This is a genomic window from Phocaeicola vulgatus ATCC 8482, assembly GCF_000012825.1.
In the GTDB taxonomy this organism is placed as follows: Bacteria; Bacteroidota; Bacteroidia; order Bacteroidales; family Bacteroidaceae; genus Phocaeicola; species Phocaeicola vulgatus.
Genome location: NC_009614.1, coordinates 1,188,089 through 1,204,358 on the forward strand (window position 1 = coordinate 1,188,089; position 16,270 = coordinate 1,204,358).

Genomic DNA, 16,270 nt, shown 5'->3' on the forward strand with positions numbered 1-16,270 from the left:
CTATAAAAATGGCAGAACAATCCTTGAAAGAAAAGACAGCAAAAGGCCTCTTCTGGGGCGGATTAAGCAATGGAGTACAGCAGCTGCTGAATCTTTTTTTCGGGATATTCCTGTCACGCATTCTGAATGCGGAAGATTATGGCATGGTGGGAATGCTGTCCATCTTCTCCCTTATTGCAGGCTCTTTGCAGGAAAGCGGGTTCACGGCCGCCCTAGCCAACAAACGGGATATCTCCCACAAAGACTATAATGCCGTATTCTGGTTCAGTACCGGGCTAAGTGCCTGTCTCTACCTCATTCTGTTCCTTTGCGCCCCACTCATTGCCGAATTCTATCACACTCCCGAACTGACAGCTTTGGCACGATACACTTTCCTCGGTTTCTTTGTAGCCAGTTTGGGCATTGCCCACAGTGCTTACCTGTTCCGCAACTTAATGGTCAAGCAAAAGGCAATGGCGGTCACTATCGGATTAACCGCCTCAGGAACTATCGGTATAACTATGGCCTGCTTGGGATTTGCCTATTGGGGGATAGCCACACAAAGCATTGTCTATGTAGGAACCATTAATATCTGTTATTGGTGCTTCTCACCCTGGCGACCTACACTTACTTTCGACTTCAAGCCTTTGAGAGGGATGCTTTCTTTCAGCAGCAAATTATTAGTAACCAATATATTCAACCACATCAATAATAATATCTTTACCGTTATCCTTGGTAAATTCTATTCGGGACAAGAAGTAGGCTATTTTACTCAAGCTAATAAATGGAATTATATGGGACATTCATTAATTTCAGGAACAGTCAACAGTGTGGCCCAACCTGTACTTTCCAGTTTGTCGGATGAAAGGGAACGCCAACAACGCGCTTTCCGGAAGATGCTCCGCTTCACTGCCTTTATTTCTTTTCCGGCTATGTTAGGATTATCATTAATCGCACCCGAACTGATTATACTGACTATTACAGACAAATGGCTACCCAGTGCCTTCATCCTGCAATTGCTCTGCATCGGTGGCGCATTCATTCCCATAACCAATTTGTATTCCAACCTAGTCATCAGCAAAGGAAAATCGGATATCTATATGTGGAATACCATCGGCTTAGGCATCATCCAGTTAACAACCATGCTTCTGCTCTATCCATACGGCGTACATACCATGATTATAGTGTATGTATCCATCAATATCTGCTGGCTGTTTGTATGGCACTATTTTGTATGGAAACAAATACGGCTCAGCTTGTTTGCAGCGCTGAAAGACATCCTTCCGTTTGCCTTCATAGCTACCGCAGTAATGGCGGCTACCTATTATATCACTATCGGCTTTGCCAATCTGTATTTATTAATGGCAAGCAAAATGATCATAGCCGGCACACTCTACACAGCCATCCTGTGGTTGAGCGGCTCCGTCACTTTTAAAGAGAGTTTACACTATATAATCAAGAAATAATGGCTGCTACACGTCACTCCGGATTAGAATGTTTACGAATTATCAGTATCATACTGATTGTATCCATGCATATTCTAGGAAATACCTTCCACACCAGTAACTGGCTGAACAAAGAATTCATACTATTTATCAATACACTGGGAAACACCGGAGTAACCTTGTTCATTCTGATCTCAGGTTATTTTGGAATCCGTTTCAATACACATAAATTTTTCAAAATGCTGGTTGTCGTATGGTTTTATTCCATCGTTTCTTATCTGATCGAAACAATATGGCTTCACACTCCGCATACCTGGACAGGGCTGGCCTCCTCATTGCTACCGATACTTAGCAAAAAATACTGGTTTATGACCTGCTATGTAGTACTTTATTGTTTCTCGCCCTATTTAAACCGACTGGTTCATAACCTCTCACAAAAAAGTTATAAACAACTACTGTTACTATGGGGATTCTTTTTTGTATTTGCCCCGACAATCCTGTTTTTTGAAATTCAGAATGACACGGGCAAGGGAATTATCAATGTCACACTAGCTTATCTCATAGGACAATATCTGAAGACCTATGGTCTTCCGGAAAACATGAAACGACATAGCCGGGAAATCTTGTCAGGCAGCCTTGCCGGTATTTTTATACTGAATACCCTGCTTACAGCAATGAGTGGAAATATCATACTGAGATTCGCCCGAGATAATAATCTACTGATTATCATCGCCTCTATCATGATTTTCTACCAGTTTACCCGGTGGCATTTTTCATCCCGCATCATCAATTACCTAGCAGGATACGTTTTTGCCTTATATATGCTTCAAGGACTTCTTATCCACTGTTTACAACCCTGGTATACCCCTTATGCAGACAGCAACCTACTTGTTCTGTATTTTATGGGAACACTTGTTTCTATCTGTCTGACGACGCTTGTTATAGAATGGAGCAGACGGCTGCTATTAGGAAAAATAGAAAACAAATTGGCAAATGCCATAGAAAGAAGAGGAGCAAAAATAAAAATGTTTGCAGATAATCATTAAAACAATGATTTATTTCCGCAACTCATAATTTCAAAATCTCCAATGGAACCCCTCCTATCTGAGCTGCCATATCCGAAAATGAACTCTGAAAAGAACCATATATTTTTTGTGTACGAGCCAATGTGTACATATCCGTGATACCCTCCCTTATTCCCTCCAAAGATCCACGGTCTGCCTTTTTTCCGGAACAGAATATCCGGTCACCATAACGCTCTTTCATTTCCCGCTTCACCTCTTCCGAATCTGTAGCCAAATAGATAGCCACCTTGCCGTCCTCTTTTATCTTCTCATCTAATTTCTGATAGAACAACTCGATAGGGCTTTGCCTGATAGAAGCCAGATTATCTGTACGACGGATATGCACACCAATCATAGCATCCGAAAAATTCCGACAACGGTTTTCCACCTCTTCCATAATCTCGTCTACCGGAACAAACAACCGACTGATCCATGCATAATCATAAAGTTGGAAAGCGGTGTATGATGCCATATAAACACAGCCACCTTCTTTAACCCACCGTTCAAAATCAAAATGCCGGTTACATAAAGGAGTAATGGAACGCTCGTACAGACAAGACTTGAAAAGCAGTTTCTGAAACAAAAGCGGGAAATGAAAATTCTTGGAACGAGGTCTGTCTAATAATGCATAATCCAACCGCGAAGCATCCCGTAAACAAGCCACTTCCCTGTCTACAGGTTTAAACAACTGATAAAACGGTGCATTCAGTGCCCAATCCCGAAACCAAATGATGCTTAATTCACTTTTCGTCTTTCCTGCCAGCATTACCGCCGAAGCCACTGCACGCATACGGTTGGCCAATCCTCCTACCGGTACAAATGTTATTTTACCCATTCCTGTTTAAAATTTGAGGCAAATATAAATAACATCGCTTATAAATGCTAATTAATTACTACTTTTGCAATATATATACCTAAATTTATTATGCAAGCAATCATTCTAGCCGCCGGCATGGGCAAGCGCTTGGGAGATCTTACCAAAGATAACACCAAGTGTATGATTAAAGTAAACGGGACCTATCTGATAGACCGTCTGCTCTCACAGTTAGATTCATTAAATCTGGAACGCATTATTTTAGTCATAGGCTACCAGGGAGAGAAATTACGTACCCACATAGAGAAACAAAGTAGAAATACTCCGATAGAATATATTTACAATCCTGTCTACAATAAGACCAATAATATCTATTCTCTCTATCTTGCTAAAGAGGAATTGCAAAAGCAAGATACTTTATTAATTGAATCCGATTTGATTTTTGAGGATACACTTTTCCACAAAATTTTAAATAACCCCTATCCCAATCTGGCACTTGTAGCTAAATATGAGCCATGGATGGACGGCACGATGGTACGGCTCAATACTGAAAATGACATCATTGATTTTATCTCAAAAAAAACGTTCCGCTACGCAGATATTGACGATTACTACAAAACCGTCAATATCTATAAATTCAGTAAGGAGTTTCTCCGCAACAGTTATGTGCCATTTCTTGAAGCCTACAGCAAAGCCCTGGGTAATAACGAATATTACGAACAGGTATTACGGGTAATCACCCTGCTGGAGAGATGTGAACTGAAAGGACTCCCTTTGGAAGGAGAACGCTGGTATGAGATTGATGATATACAAGATCTTGACATCGCTGAAACCATTTTTGCCGAACAGGACCAGCTACAACGCTACCAAAAAAGATATGGCGGATACTGGCGTTTCCCAAAGCTGAAAGATTTCTGCTATTTAGTAAACCCCTATTTTCCACCACAAAAAATGTGTGAAGAACTACAGGCTAATTTTAATGTGCTTCTCCGTGAATACCCTTCCGGCATGGGAGTGAACACACTTGTCATGGCAAAAAACTTCGGTATCCGGCAAGATTATGTGGTTGTTGGCAACGGAGCCGCCGAAATCATCAAAGCGCTGATGGAACATTCAGATGGCAAAATGGGAGTAATTTATCCCACTTTTGAAGAATATCCCAACCGGCAATCAGAAGAAATCATTGCATTCTATCCACAGAATGCCGATTTTCATTATACGGCAAAAGAACTGATGCTTTTTTATGCGGACAAAGATATCCGCCATTTACTCTTGATCAATCCGGATAACCCATCAGGTAACTTCATCCCCCTTAACGAACTTATGGATTTGCTGGCATGGACGCAGCAGCGAAATATCCACTTAATACTGGATGAATCTTTTGTTGACTTCAGCGAAAAAAGTATCGAAAATACGCTGCTTAAGAATGAAGTTCTGGAAACATACCCACACCTCACAGTCATTAAAAGTATTTCCAAATCTTATGGAGTTCCGGGATTACGCTTGGGGATAGCCGCATCTTCCGACAAAGAGATAATATCCTATTTACGAAAAAACATGGCTATATGGAATATAAACTCCTTTGCCGAATTCTATTTACAGATATACAGCAAGTATAATAATGATTATCAAAATGCCTGTAAAAAATTCATAGCCGAGCGCCAACGCTTTTTCGAGGTATTGCAACAGGTTGACTTCCTACGTGTCATACCTTCACAAGCCAATTATTTCCTGTGCGAAGTAACTTCCCGCTTCAGTTCCACCAAACTCGTTTCTTTATTGCTGGAGCATAATCTCTTGTTAAAAGATTGTAGTACCAAGACAGGATTCGATGGCAGGAATTACATCCGTATCGCCATACGCGACACTGAAGACAACAATTATCTGGCTGAAAACTTAAAAAAACTGCAAGCATGAGTATCAATATCTGTATTTGTGGCGGTGGCGGTCTGGGGCACGTCATTGCAGGAGTAGCTGCACATAAAGGCTTTAATGTTTCCGTCCTCACCCGGCATCCCGACCAATGGAATCCATCATTACTCATTGAAGATTGCCGGGGAAATACATTCTCCGGCTCATTAGCCTGCGTTACGGCTAACCCGGCAGAAGTCATTCCACACTCTGATATCGTATTGCTTTGTCTCCCCGGATTTGCCATTGAGGAAGAACTTCTCCACATACAACCGTTCTTGCAGGAAAAAACTTGCATAGGAAGTGTAGTCAGTTGTACCGGTTTTTTCTTTACCGCTTATAGAATATTAGGCAAAACAGCTTCACTCTTCGGATTCCAGCGTGCTCCATTCATTGCCCGTGTGCAAACCTATGGCCAGAAAGCACTCTTGTTGGGATACAAAAAGGAATTACAAATAGCCACCGTAAACATATCAAAATCCGATATTTTACTACGAACTCTTCAAGAAATGTTAGATACGCCGGTGCGTATGCTTCATCATTTTCTAGAAGCCAGCCTGACCAATAGCAATCCATTGCTTCATCCAGCCCGTCTTTATTCACTTTTCCATACCTGGAGTAGAGGAAAAGCATATCATGAGATTCCCGGGTTCTATAATAGTTGGGATGAAGAAAGTTCGGAGCTCCTCATTGCTTGTGACAATGAATTCCAACAAATTCTGAAAGCACTGCCGGTCCGAATAGAGCCAATTCCTACTTTATTGGAATATTATGACAGTTATGATGCAAGGTCACTTACCCGCAAGATACGCTCCATCATTGCCTTCAAACATATTCCAGCTCCTATGGAAAAAACAGAAAAAGGATTTCTGCCTGATTTCAAAAGCCGGTATTTCACTGAGGATTTTCCATTTGGATTATTGATAATCAAGTCAATAGCCGATGTATTAAATATTTGTACCCCAAACATTGATAAAATATTGCTATGGGGGCAAGATGTATTAAACAAAGAATATATCCATGAAGGAGAATTAAAAGGAAAAGACCTGTCAGAAACAGGTTACATCAACGCTGATTTGTTTTATAAACTACTAAAAAATTAATGTATGGATAGTGAACTAAGAAAGCGATTTAATCCCGATGGTTCCCTTCTCCGTCGCCAGCAACTACGTATGTTAGAGCTTCTGGAGGTTATTGATGTGATTTGTCGCAAGCACCAAATACCCTATTGGCTCAGTTCCGGAACTCTAATAGGTGCAGCACGTCACAAAGGTTTCATTCCCTGGGATGATGATCTGGACATAGAAATGCTTCGCTCAGATTACCTGCGTCTGCTGAAAGTTCTTCCTCAAGAACTTCCGGACAATCTTGCATTGCAAACTAATGAAACAGATCCCAATTACATCTTTATATACGGCAAATTACGTGATAAGGATTCTCATTTGGAAGAAACAAATTCATATGACCGTATTTTCCATTATACCGGTATCTACATTGATATTTTTCCTTTAGAAAAGATCCCTTATTGTCTAGCTTGGATAGGAGGCCACATGCAAGGGCAGATATACAATCAGTTGAATAATAAAAATATAAAAGAAAGCACATTATACAAACGGATTCGTAGGATTTATCATTTTAATACCCGCATCGGTTTTCCCATCCTAAGGTTCATTGCCAAGTTATTCCCCGGAAAAGAATTACGCCATTCTTTTGGCACCGCCTATTTCAAACCGCGCTATACAGACGATATTTTTCCACTGACAGAAATGGAATTTGAAGGAAAAATGTTCCCCGTACCACGCCAAACAGATGCTGTGCTAAGGAAGATATACGGTGACTATATGCAATTACCAGATTTAGAGAATATACATCCGCATTACAACAAACTCGAATTTTACAAATAAAGGAGATTGAACTATGAAACCGTTCCTTGTAGATGTACCCGTACTCATTTTGTTCTTCAACCGCCCGCAACAGCTGTCGCAAGTGTTTGAACAAGTCAGGAATGCCCGTCCCTCCAAGCTTTTCCTCTATCAGGACGGACCACGCAGCGAACACGACCTGCCCGGTATAAAAGCATGTCGTGAAGTGACAGATCAGATAGACTGGGACTGCGAAGTCCACCGTATGTATCAGGAAAAAAACTACGGTTGCGACCCTTCGGAATACATTTCACAAAAATGGGCTTTTTCTATGGTTGACAAATGTATCGTATTGGAAGATGACGATGTGCCTTCCGTTTCTTTTTTCACATTCTGTAAAGAAATGTTAGACAAATACGAGCAAGACCCCCGTATCACCATGATTGCGGGTTTCAATAACGAAGAGATTACTCCGGGTGTACCATACGATTATTTCTTTGCCTCCACTTTCTCTATCTGGGGATGGGCCAGTTGGAAAAGGGTCATTGACCAATGGGACGAACATTATACTTTTCTAGAAGACAAGTTCAATATGCAACAACTGGAACAGCTCATTAAAGAACGGAAATTCCGTAAAGACTTTATCTATATGTGCCATCGCCATAAAGAAAACAACAAAGCCTATTATGAAACCATCTTCCACGCTTCCATGCTTTTCAACTCGGGACTGGCTATCGTGCCCACCCGCAACATGATTAACAACTTGGGAGCCACGGCAGATTCCACCCATTTTGCCGGTTCTGTGCATACACTGCCTAAAGGATACCGCCGCATCTTCACCATGAAACGGTATGAAGTAGAATTTCCTCTCAAGCATCCTCGTTATGTCATTGAGAATGTAGCTTATAAAAAAGCTGTCTACCGCATTATGGGGTGGGGACATCCCTGGATTAAGATAGGACGTTCTTTTGAAGAACTATTTCTAAACCTGCGATACGGCAATTTTTCCATCATCACTAAAGCAATAAAAAACAGAATTAACAAATGGCTGAAAAGAGACCAACACCGGTAAAACCACTCACTATTTATTTTTATCACACCCGATTAACCCGTGAAAGTTACGAGGAATGGAAAGATTATAAGTTTCCGGGACATATCCTCTACGGACTTCCTTTGCTGGAAAAATATGGAATCCGGTCGGTGATGCATAAATACAAAGCTTTCCCCAGCCGTCTGAAACTAATGCTCTATGCCACTAAAGAGATTCTGTGCTGCAAAGAGCCATACGAAGTGCTCTACGGTACATCTTTCCGTGGGTTGGAACTTATCATCCTACTCAGAGCATTAGGCCTCTACCGCAAGCCCATTGTCATTTGGCATCACACTGCTTTAAAAACCTCATCCAGAAAAATAAGAGAACGCATCTCACGTTTCTTTTATAAGGGCATTGATCATATGTTCCTGTTCAGTAAAAAATTGATTAAAGACTCATTAGCAACCGGAAAAGCTCCCGAAGAAAAGCTTCAGCTTATCCATTGGGGGCCGGACCTCGCTTTCTATGACCATCTTCTACAAACAATGCCGGATCGGAAACCGGAAGGTTTTATCTCCACCGGGAAAGAAAACCGGGATGTAGACACAATGCTGCAAGCTTTCTGCGCCACCGATCAACAACTGGACTTGTACATAGCCCCCACCAATGGAAGTGTAAACTACCAACAGATTATTGAAAGCTTCTGTCTGCCCGATTCTGTACGAGTACATTATACGGACGGTGTCATCCCATACTTGTTGGCACAGAAAGTGGCACGAAAAAGCTGTGTTGTCATCTGCTGCATGGATTTTCCTTATACCGTAGGTCTTACCACACTGGTAGAGGCCTTTGCATTAGGCATCCCTGTCATTTGCTCACGTAATCCTAATTTTGAAATGGATATAGACAAAGAAGAAATAGGAATTACCGTAGCCTATGATGACGTGGAAGGGTGGATCAATGCCATTCATCGCATAGCCGACCATCCCGAAGAAGCCCAAAAAATGGGCGCCAACGCCCGAAAGCTGGCAGAAAAACGTTTCAATTTGGAAATCTTTTCCCGTGAAATAGCAGAAAGCTTACTGGAAATATCCAAGATGTCCCCTAAAAAGCGTACATTTGCATAAACTTTTATGCACATGAGAGTACTTATCATCAATACGTCTGAGCGAATAGGTGGAGCCGCCATTGCAGCCAACCGCCTCATGGAGGCTTTAAAAAACAACGGAATAAAGACAAAAATGCTTGTACGCGACAAGCAGACCGACCAGATAAGTGTCGTTGAACTAAAGAAATCATGGTGGAAAGTATGGCAATTCATCTGGGAGCGTGTCGTTATCTGGCAAGCCAACCACTTCAAGAAACATAACTTGTTTGCCGTTGACATAGCGAATACCGGCACCAATATCACAGCATTGCCCGAATTTACCCAAGCCGATGTCATTCATCTGCATTGGATTAACCAAGGTATGTTGTCACTGACAGATATCCGGCGTATCATCCAATCCGGCAAGCCCATCGTTTGGACAATGCATGATATGTGGCCTTTTACCGGTATCTGCCACTATGCAGGAGATTGCGATAAATATGCCACACAATGCCACAACTGTCCGCAACTTTACAAAGGAAGCAGGAAAGACATAGCCTACCGTACTTTCCAGAAAAAGAAAAAACTGTTTGAAGGAGCACAAATCACCTTTGTAGCTTGTAGCCGCTGGTTAGAATCATTGGCTAAGAAAAGTGATCTGATTAAAGGTCAGACCATTACCAATATTCCCAATGCAATCAACACCAACCTGTTCAAACCTCGTGATAAAAAACAGGCCAGAGAAAAATGCCACCTCCCGCAAGACAAGAAGTTATTGCTTTTCGGCTCCGTAAAAATTACAGACAAGAGAAAAGGAATAGACTATTTGGTATCAGCTTGCAAACAAATAGCTTCCTCGTATCCTGATTTTAGTAAAGAGTTAGGTGTAGTGGTTTTTGGCAACCAAGCCGAACAATACGCTTCCCTGTTTCCTTTCCCTATCTATCCGATGAATTATGTCAGCAACGAGAAGGAACTGGTAGATATTTACAACGCAGTCGACTTATACGTCACACCTTCTTTACAAGACAACCTACCCAATACCATCGTAGAGGCAATGGCCTGTGGTATTCCGTGCATAGGGTTCAATGTAGGAGGTATTCCACAAATGATTGACCACCTGCACAACGGCTATGTTGCCGAATATCAGTCTTCCAAGGATCTGGCAAACGGAATTCACTGGGCATTGACCGAAGGAGAATATGAAAGTCTGAGCGAAGAAGCCTGCCGTAAGGCAGTATCCAGTTATTCGGAAAGTACCATCGCCAAGAAATATGTTGAAATCTATAACAAGATTACAGGGAATCATGCATAACCATCATCCTCATCCCAAGTTTTCTATTATTACTGTCACCTACAACGCCGCAAAAGTATTGGAGGATACTATACAAAGTATTGTTACACAAACTTATAAGAATCTGGAGTATATTATTGTAGATGGGGGATCAACAGATGAAACACTGGATATCATTCACAAATACCAGGAACATATCACCACTGTTATCAGTGAACCCGACCAAGGTTTATACGATGCCATGAACAAAGGAATAAAACTGGCAACCGGAGATTATCTTTGTTTCTTGAATGCCGGTGACGGCCTGCACGAGGATGATACTTTGCTGCAAATGGTACATTCCATCAATGGAACAGCTCTGCCGGGAGTACTATATGGAGAAACAGAAATTGTGGACAGTCAAGGGCATTTTTTATATATGCGCCGCCTGTCCGCACCCGCAACGCTTACCTGGAAAAGCTTCAAGCAAGGAATGCTAGTCTGCCATCAAGCCTTTTTCGCCCGCCGTGATCTGGTGGAACCATATGACCTGAGATATCGGTTCTCGGCAGATTTTGACTGGTGTATCCGTATCATGAAGAAAGCGGATGTACTCCATAACACCCATCTTACTCTTATTGATTACCTGAATGAAGGAATGACCACCCGTAACCATAAAGCCTCCTTGAAAGAACGCTTCCGTATTATGAGCCGTCACTATGGATGGGCAAGCACAGTGACACACCACTTATGGTTCGTTCTGCGCCTGCTTTACAAATAATCCGGAGTCTGGCTTACGACGGGCCTTAATCAATTTTCCTACGGGCTCTTCTGACCTGCAAGAATAAGAACAAGACCAGCACACAGGTCAATACACCCAACGCCACAAAAGCCACCGTTTCCGTAACATGCAGCGATTTCGGATCGAACTTAAATTCCACTACATGCTTTCCGGCCGGCACATTCATCGCCCGAAGAATATAATCCGCTCTTCCGTGCGGTGCTTCCACACCATCAATATATGCCTGCCAGCCAGGATAGTAAATTTCCGAGAAAACCACTGTTCCTCCTGTCTTCGAATTAACCTCATATTTCAAGTCATTAGGTTCGTACGCAGTCAGTTTGATTGTACCCAGTGTATCTGTTTCAGCCGCCGATTTTACCTCCGCACTGAATTTTTTATCTACGACAGCCGTTTTTGCCGGATCTATCCGATGCAAAGCATCTATCTCTTCATTGGCATTATCCACATACTGCACCTCGTTTACAAACCAAGCATTGCCCAGCGTATAAGGATTCTGTATCGGGACAGTCTTTCCACCTTGCAGCGGAAAAATAAAGTAACGGGTATTCAGCATATTCAACACAGGAAAACCGGACGGAGCCACCTTCTGCATATCGCCTCCCGCCTCCGAAACAGCCTTGAACACGCCATTCATCTCGGTGCTGATATGCTCCTCTATCATTTCCTGATAGCGGCGCAGCTTGGCGGCATGATATCCACCGATGCTCTTATGCCAATAAGAAGTCGTATTTTCATTAAACGTATTGCCGGCTAGGTTCAGTACCCGGAAATCCAACGTTTTATCGGCCAATATTGCCTTATCCGTTTCGGTCGGTTTAAAGGAATTATCCTGCTGCACCTTCTCCACAAATTGTTCATCATACAAATAACGTTTGTTCACACTCCACATATCTGCCAGACAGAGGACAGCCAATGCCAGAATCGTCACCTTCGCCTTTAGTTTGCCCATGCCATATAACCAAAGAACTGCCGTACCTATCATAATAACAAAGAAACTGCGCCATGCATCCGAAGTAAAGATACTCTGACGGATTTCTTCCAGATTAGCAAGTAACGGAGCCAGCTGATCTGCCGGAATACCCTGCAATGCCTGCATTTCCATACTTGAAACATACGACGGGAAAAAGAAACCGGGAGCTAATGCAAACAATAAAGCGATGCCACCTGTCAATCCCAGGCTGATATAAAACGACCGGACCTGTTCCTTAACCAACTGAGGGCGTGCCATTACCTCCTTTAAAGCAAGGACTGCCAACAAAGGTATGGTAAACTCAGCAATGACCAAAATAGAAGAAACCGCACGGAATTTATCGTACATCGGGATATAATCCAAAAAGAAATCGGTGAATCCCATAAAATTCTTTCCCCATGACAGCAGGACAGACAAAACTGTAGCACTCAAAAGCGCCCATTTCATAGGACCTTTCACTATAAACAGCCCAAGAACAAACAGAAACATCACAAACGCCCCCACGTATACAGGACCGGATGTACCGGGTTGCTCACCCCAATACTGACCTATCTGGCTATAGATACTATTATACATAGGATTCGCCTTTTCCATCGCCTTTTCGTTAGCCGCCAAAGGTACGGAAGCACCACCTTTCACATTAGGGACAAGCAAAGAGAAAGTCTCACCGATACCGTAGCTCCACTGAGTGATATAATCTCGTTCCAGACCACTTTTTGTCTGATTATGACTATCCGGTTTCACCAGCTCACTCTTTCCACGCATCGTTTCCTTACTATACTCATACGTATGATATAAGTTAGATAGATTTATACAAACTCCCAAAATACCGGCCATCAACAACACACCAGTTGCTTTCAGAAATTGCGGCATTTCCTTCTTCTGCCAAGCATCCACTCCGAACGCAACCGCCATAAAGAGCATGACAAAAAGAAAATAATAACTCATCTGCACATGGTTCGACACTATTTGCAAAGCAACAAAAACCGCTGTCAGCAAACCACCTGACAAGTATTTCCCTCTATAAGCCAATACCATACCGGCTATAGTGGGTGGAATATAAGCCAAGGTTACAAATTTCCAGATGTGTCCGGCAGCTATAATGATGAAAAAATAAGAAGAAAACGCCCACAACACAGCCCCCAATGAAGCCAGCCAGACCGAGAAATCGAATGCACGCAATAATATATAAAAGCCCAACAGCATGACAAATACATACCACACATAATTCGGGAGATACAAATGATATAACTTCTCCACTCCCTTCAGGGTATCCGTAGAATCATAACTGGGTGCCATCTGATAAGTAGGCATACCACCAAAAATCGAATTAGTCCAGCGCGTACGCTCTCCCGTACGTTCCAGATATTCTTTCGCTTCTTCACCGGCACCAATGCCCGCCACAGAGTCATGTTGTGAAAGGATACGCCCTTCTGTCACTGCCGGGAAAAAATAGGCGAATGAGATGACAGCAAAAAGGATAATCACTACTATATCAGGTAGTATTCTTTTAAATAAGTTCATAAGTATATCTGTTTATTAACGTTGCAAAGATACGATATACTCTGATAAAATGCGTACATTTGCAGCCATAAATAAAGTTGAATTATGAAAATAGGAATTATAACAGCCATGAGTTCCGAGCAGAAACAAGTAGCGCAACTGCTCGAAAACAAGAAAGAATACACCGAAGGTCCTTTCCAATATACTGAAGGCAGCATTAGAAATAATACCATTATCCTGATGAAATGCGGAATAGGTAAAGTGAACGCTGCTGCCGGTACTGTAGAACTGATCCGTACCTTCCAACCCGACTGTGTCATCAGCACCGGTGTAGCAGGAGGCATAGACAGCTGCCTGAAAATAATGGATGTTGTGGTGAGCCGACAAGTTGTATATCATGATGTATGGTGTGGAGAAGGCAATATGTACGGACAGATACAAGGACTTCCCGCCCGATTCGAAGGTAATGCCACATTGTTTGATTGCGCCATGTCACTGGATACTCCGACCGCCATTCATGGAGGTCTGATATGCAGCGGAGACAAATTCATCACCGACCGTTCCGAACTGAACGACATTAAAGAAAAGTTCCACGAAGGGCTGGCAGTAGATATGGAATCGGGAGCCATCGCCCAAATCTGTTATATATATAAGGTACCGTTCATCAGTTTCCGTATCATCAGCGATACGCCGGGATCCGACAACCATTGGGAACAATACACAAATTTTTGGGAGACTATAGCCGACCGTTCCTTCGAGGTCACTCATACCTTCCTTTCCTCATTACCAGCTAATTTATAAAAACGAATAATATGAAGACAATACCCAGTTTTACCATTGACCATATCCGCTTGCTTCGCGGTATCTATGTATCCAGAAAAGACGAAGTGGGCGGTGAAACGGTCACCACCTTTGACATCCGCATGAAAGAACCCAACCGGGAACCTGCTTTGGGACAAGGAGCCTTGCATACCATAGAGCATCTAGCCGCTACCTACCTGCGTAACCACCCTATATGGTCTGACAAAATTGTCTACTGGGGACCGATGGGATGCCTCACCGGTAACTACCTGTTAATGAAAGGCGATTTAAAATCGGAAGATATTGTAGAACTGATGCAGGAAACGTTCCGCTTTGTAGCCGATTTTGAAGGCGAAGTTCCGGGAGCCGCCCCTAAAGATTGCGGTAACTACTTGCTTCACGACCTACCTATGGCCAAATGGGAGTCGGCCAAATATCTGCATGAAGTATTGGAGCACATGACAAAAGATAATCTGTATTATCCTACTAAAGAGTAATTCTCAACAACAGAACAGTAGAAACGTAATAACAGAAAATAGAAAAGCCGCTTTCTTTTCAGAGAGCGGCTTTTCTTTAAGTCCTTTTCAATAGAGATTGAATTACTTACGTAATCCTAGTGCTTTAACAATAGCACGATATCTTTCGATATCACGGTTCTTCAGGTAGTTCAACAACGCACGGCGTTTACCTACCAAAGTTGTCAAAGCTCTTTCAGTGCTATAATCTTTTCTGTTGAGCTTCAGGTGCTCAGTCAGGTGAGAAATACGGTATGAAAACAAAGCTATCTGCGCTTCAGCTGAGCCAGTATCAGTGTTAGACTTTCCGTACTTTTCAAAGATTTCTTGTTTTTTAGCTGCATCTAAATACATAATTCTTAGATTTTTTGATATATAAAATTTTCATTTAGCGGGTGCAAAGATAGACATTATCTTTTATATCACAATGAATTAGAGCGATTTATTTTAAAAATAATCTTCTATCTCTTTTACTGTCGCATCTTTCAGCATATCTTCGAACATCATAGCAAAGGCTGCCCAACTGACATTGAATGAAATTGTAAACCCGATTTCTTTTCATCCGATGAATAAAAGTGCCCAGTCCGAAACCGTTTCTTCATGAATTTCGGACTGGACACTTTTTAAACTATCGCTATTTTATTTCAACCAGCCACTCATGGAACCCATCATAAGGGGTATAGTGCAATACATATTCGGATTGGCTATGACTGATAACTTTATCCCAAGGAATCCGGTTTACATCAATTTCCGCCCTTGCCAGCCACAAAGCATTTTCCATCACATAACGGTCTAAAGAAAGCTCAAGCATCATCCGGCTCAAATAAAAAGCAGACTGTTCATAGGCATACCATTTACCGTCACTTTCCCGGTAGATATATATCAAGCCATCATTGCTTAATTCTCTTTCCAACATCATTATTATCTCGCGCATAATTTTATAGATTACTCGTTTTTAATCAGTATCATCTCATTGTCCGAGCACAGAACCACAATCCAAGGACCGTTCAGTAACTTATTCAAATCGACTTCCACCTTATCCAGCATAACACCTCTCAATACCGTTTCATTAAGTTTCTTCAACAAATGAGCAGAACGGTAGCAAGCGTACCAACGTCCGTCTTCTTCAGATATATAAATTTCCGATTTACCGCATGATTTCTTGTCCATGATTTCTAACAGGTTGCTCATAACATCCTCCTTTATAC

The 16,270-nt window shown here is 42.1% G+C and carries 16 protein-coding genes; 11 read left to right on the plus strand and 5 right to left on the minus strand.

The window, feature by feature from the left end; all coding sequences use genetic code 11:
* Positions 1-8: 8 nt before the first annotated feature.
* Both BVU_RS04475 and BVU_RS04480 read left to right on the plus strand, forming a co-directional pair.
* On the plus strand, positions 9-1,445 hold the full coding sequence (locus BVU_RS04475) for a lipopolysaccharide biosynthesis protein (RefSeq protein ID WP_005850555.1): 1,437 nt from the start codon (positions 9-11) through the stop codon (positions 1,443-1,445).
* Positions 1,445-2,470 (plus strand): acyltransferase, encoded by a 1,026-nt coding sequence (locus tag BVU_RS04480; protein ID WP_005850553.1) that lies wholly within the window; start codon positions 1,445-1,447, stop codon positions 2,468-2,470. Before BVU_RS04475 ends, BVU_RS04480 begins: the two co-directional genes overlap by 1 nt.
* Before the next feature lie 22 nt (positions 2,471-2,492).
* Here BVU_RS04480 and BVU_RS04485 read toward each other — a convergent pair whose 3' ends face one another.
* A complete protein-coding gene (locus BVU_RS04485) occupies positions 2,493-3,323 on the minus strand; it encodes a hypothetical protein (RefSeq protein WP_005844462.1) in 831 nt (276 codons plus the stop codon).
* Positions 3,324-3,413: 90 nt separating this feature from the next.
* Here BVU_RS04485 and BVU_RS04490 point away from each other — a divergent pair, with 90 nt between their 5' ends.
* The 7 genes from BVU_RS04490 to BVU_RS04520 are packed head-to-tail and all read left to right on the plus strand — an operon-like array spanning position 3,414 to position 11,249.
* Positions 3,414-5,219: an aminotransferase class I/II-fold pyridoxal phosphate-dependent enzyme gene (locus BVU_RS04490; protein ID WP_005850549.1), complete on the plus strand. Its 1,806-nt coding sequence runs from the start codon at positions 3,414-3,416 to the stop codon at positions 5,217-5,219.
* A complete protein-coding gene (locus tag BVU_RS04495; RefSeq protein WP_005850534.1) occupies positions 5,216-6,316 on the plus strand; it encodes an NAD/NADP octopine/nopaline dehydrogenase family protein in 1,101 nt (366 codons plus the stop codon). The genes BVU_RS04490 and BVU_RS04495 overlap by 4 nt, the downstream gene beginning before the upstream one ends.
* Positions 6,317-6,319: 3 nt before the next feature.
* A complete protein-coding gene (locus BVU_RS04500) occupies positions 6,320-7,117 on the plus strand; it encodes a LicD family protein (RefSeq protein ID WP_005844456.1) in 798 nt (265 codons plus the stop codon).
* A 13-nt stretch (positions 7,118-7,130) separates the two neighbouring features.
* Positions 7,131-8,147 (plus strand): hypothetical protein, encoded by a 1,017-nt coding sequence (locus tag BVU_RS04505; protein WP_005844454.1) that lies wholly within the window; start codon positions 7,131-7,133, stop codon positions 8,145-8,147.
* A complete protein-coding gene (locus BVU_RS04510) occupies positions 8,120-9,235 on the plus strand; it encodes a glycosyltransferase family 4 protein (RefSeq protein WP_008666693.1) in 1,116 nt (371 codons plus the stop codon). Before BVU_RS04505 ends, BVU_RS04510 begins: the two co-directional genes overlap by 28 nt.
* 12 nt (positions 9,236-9,247) lie before the next feature.
* A complete protein-coding gene (locus BVU_RS04515; RefSeq protein WP_005844449.1) occupies positions 9,248-10,510 on the plus strand; it encodes a glycosyltransferase family 4 protein in 1,263 nt (420 codons plus the stop codon).
* Positions 10,503-11,249 (plus strand): glycosyltransferase family 2 protein, encoded by a 747-nt coding sequence (locus BVU_RS04520; RefSeq protein WP_005844447.1) that lies wholly within the window; start codon positions 10,503-10,505, stop codon positions 11,247-11,249. The genes BVU_RS04515 and BVU_RS04520 overlap by 8 nt, the downstream gene beginning before the upstream one ends.
* A 25-nt stretch (positions 11,250-11,274) precedes the next feature.
* Here the strand turns inward: BVU_RS04520 and BVU_RS04525 are convergent, their stop codons facing one another.
* The gene (locus BVU_RS04525; protein WP_005844445.1) at positions 11,275-13,767 is read right to left on the minus strand and encodes a YfhO family protein; all 2,493 of its coding nucleotides are present in this window, start codon (positions 13,765-13,767) and stop codon (positions 11,275-11,277) included.
* An 84-nt stretch (positions 13,768-13,851) separates the two neighbouring features.
* Here BVU_RS04525 and BVU_RS04530 point away from each other — a divergent pair, with 84 nt between their 5' ends.
* On the plus strand, positions 13,852-14,547 hold the full coding sequence (locus tag BVU_RS04530; RefSeq protein WP_005844442.1) for a 5'-methylthioadenosine/adenosylhomocysteine nucleosidase: 696 nt from the start codon (positions 13,852-13,854) through the stop codon (positions 14,545-14,547).
* A gap of 11 nt (positions 14,548-14,558) precedes the next feature.
* Complete coding sequence (locus tag BVU_RS04535; protein WP_005844440.1) at positions 14,559-15,044, plus strand: S-ribosylhomocysteine lyase; 486 nt, start codon at positions 14,559-14,561, stop codon at positions 15,042-15,044.
* Between the two features lie 102 nt (positions 15,045-15,146).
* On the opposite strand, the gene rpsO is transcribed toward BVU_RS04535, so the two are convergent.
* From rpsO to BVU_RS04550, 3 genes are all read right to left on the minus strand, one after another.
* Positions 15,147-15,416, minus strand: a complete 270-nt coding sequence (gene rpsO / locus BVU_RS04540; RefSeq protein ID WP_005844439.1) for a 30S ribosomal protein S15 — start codon at positions 15,414-15,416, stop codon at positions 15,147-15,149.
* A 280-nt stretch (positions 15,417-15,696) separates the two neighbouring features.
* On the minus strand, positions 15,697-15,996 hold the full coding sequence (locus BVU_RS04545; RefSeq protein ID WP_005850422.1) for a hypothetical protein: 300 nt from the start codon (positions 15,994-15,996) through the stop codon (positions 15,697-15,699).
* A gap of 11 nt (positions 15,997-16,007) precedes the next feature.
* Positions 16,008-16,253 (minus strand): hypothetical protein, encoded by a 246-nt coding sequence (locus BVU_RS04550; protein ID WP_005844436.1) that lies wholly within the window; start codon positions 16,251-16,253, stop codon positions 16,008-16,010.
* Between the last annotated feature and the right edge of the window lie 17 nt (positions 16,254-16,270).

Coding starts and splice junctions, on each gene's coding strand:
- BVU_RS04475 (WP_005850555.1), top strand. CDS start 9: ATGGCAGAACAATCCTTGAAAGAAAAGACAGCAAAAGGCCTCTTCTGG.
- BVU_RS04480 (WP_005850553.1), top strand. CDS start 1,445: ATGGCTGCTACACGTCACTCCGGATTAGAATGTTTACGAATTATCAGT.
- BVU_RS04485 (WP_005844462.1), bottom strand. CDS start 3,323: ATGGGTAAAATAACATTTGTACCGGTAGGAGGATTGGCCAACCGTATG.
- BVU_RS04490 (WP_005850549.1), top strand. CDS start 3,414: ATGCAAGCAATCATTCTAGCCGCCGGCATGGGCAAGCGCTTGGGAGAT.
- BVU_RS04495 (WP_005850534.1), top strand. CDS start 5,216: ATGAGTATCAATATCTGTATTTGTGGCGGTGGCGGTCTGGGGCACGTC.
- BVU_RS04500 (WP_005844456.1), top strand. CDS start 6,320: ATGGATAGTGAACTAAGAAAGCGATTTAATCCCGATGGTTCCCTTCTC.
- BVU_RS04505 (WP_005844454.1), top strand. CDS start 7,131: ATGAAACCGTTCCTTGTAGATGTACCCGTACTCATTTTGTTCTTCAAC.
- BVU_RS04510 (WP_008666693.1), top strand. CDS start 8,120: ATGGCTGAAAAGAGACCAACACCGGTAAAACCACTCACTATTTATTTT.
- BVU_RS04515 (WP_005844449.1), top strand. CDS start 9,248: ATGAGAGTACTTATCATCAATACGTCTGAGCGAATAGGTGGAGCCGCC.
- BVU_RS04520 (WP_005844447.1), top strand. CDS start 10,503: ATGCATAACCATCATCCTCATCCCAAGTTTTCTATTATTACTGTCACC.
- BVU_RS04525 (WP_005844445.1), bottom strand. CDS start 13,767: ATGAACTTATTTAAAAGAATACTACCTGATATAGTAGTGATTATCCTT.
- BVU_RS04530 (WP_005844442.1), top strand. CDS start 13,852: ATGAAAATAGGAATTATAACAGCCATGAGTTCCGAGCAGAAACAAGTA.
- BVU_RS04535 (WP_005844440.1), top strand. CDS start 14,559: ATGAAGACAATACCCAGTTTTACCATTGACCATATCCGCTTGCTTCGC.
- rpsO (WP_005844439.1), bottom strand. CDS start 15,416: ATGTATTTAGATGCAGCTAAAAAACAAGAAATCTTTGAAAAGTACGGA.
- BVU_RS04545 (WP_005850422.1), bottom strand. CDS start 15,996: ATGCGCGAGATAATAATGATGTTGGAAAGAGAATTAAGCAATGATGGC.
- BVU_RS04550 (WP_005844436.1), bottom strand. CDS start 16,253: ATGAGCAACCTGTTAGAAATCATGGACAAGAAATCATGCGGTAAATCG.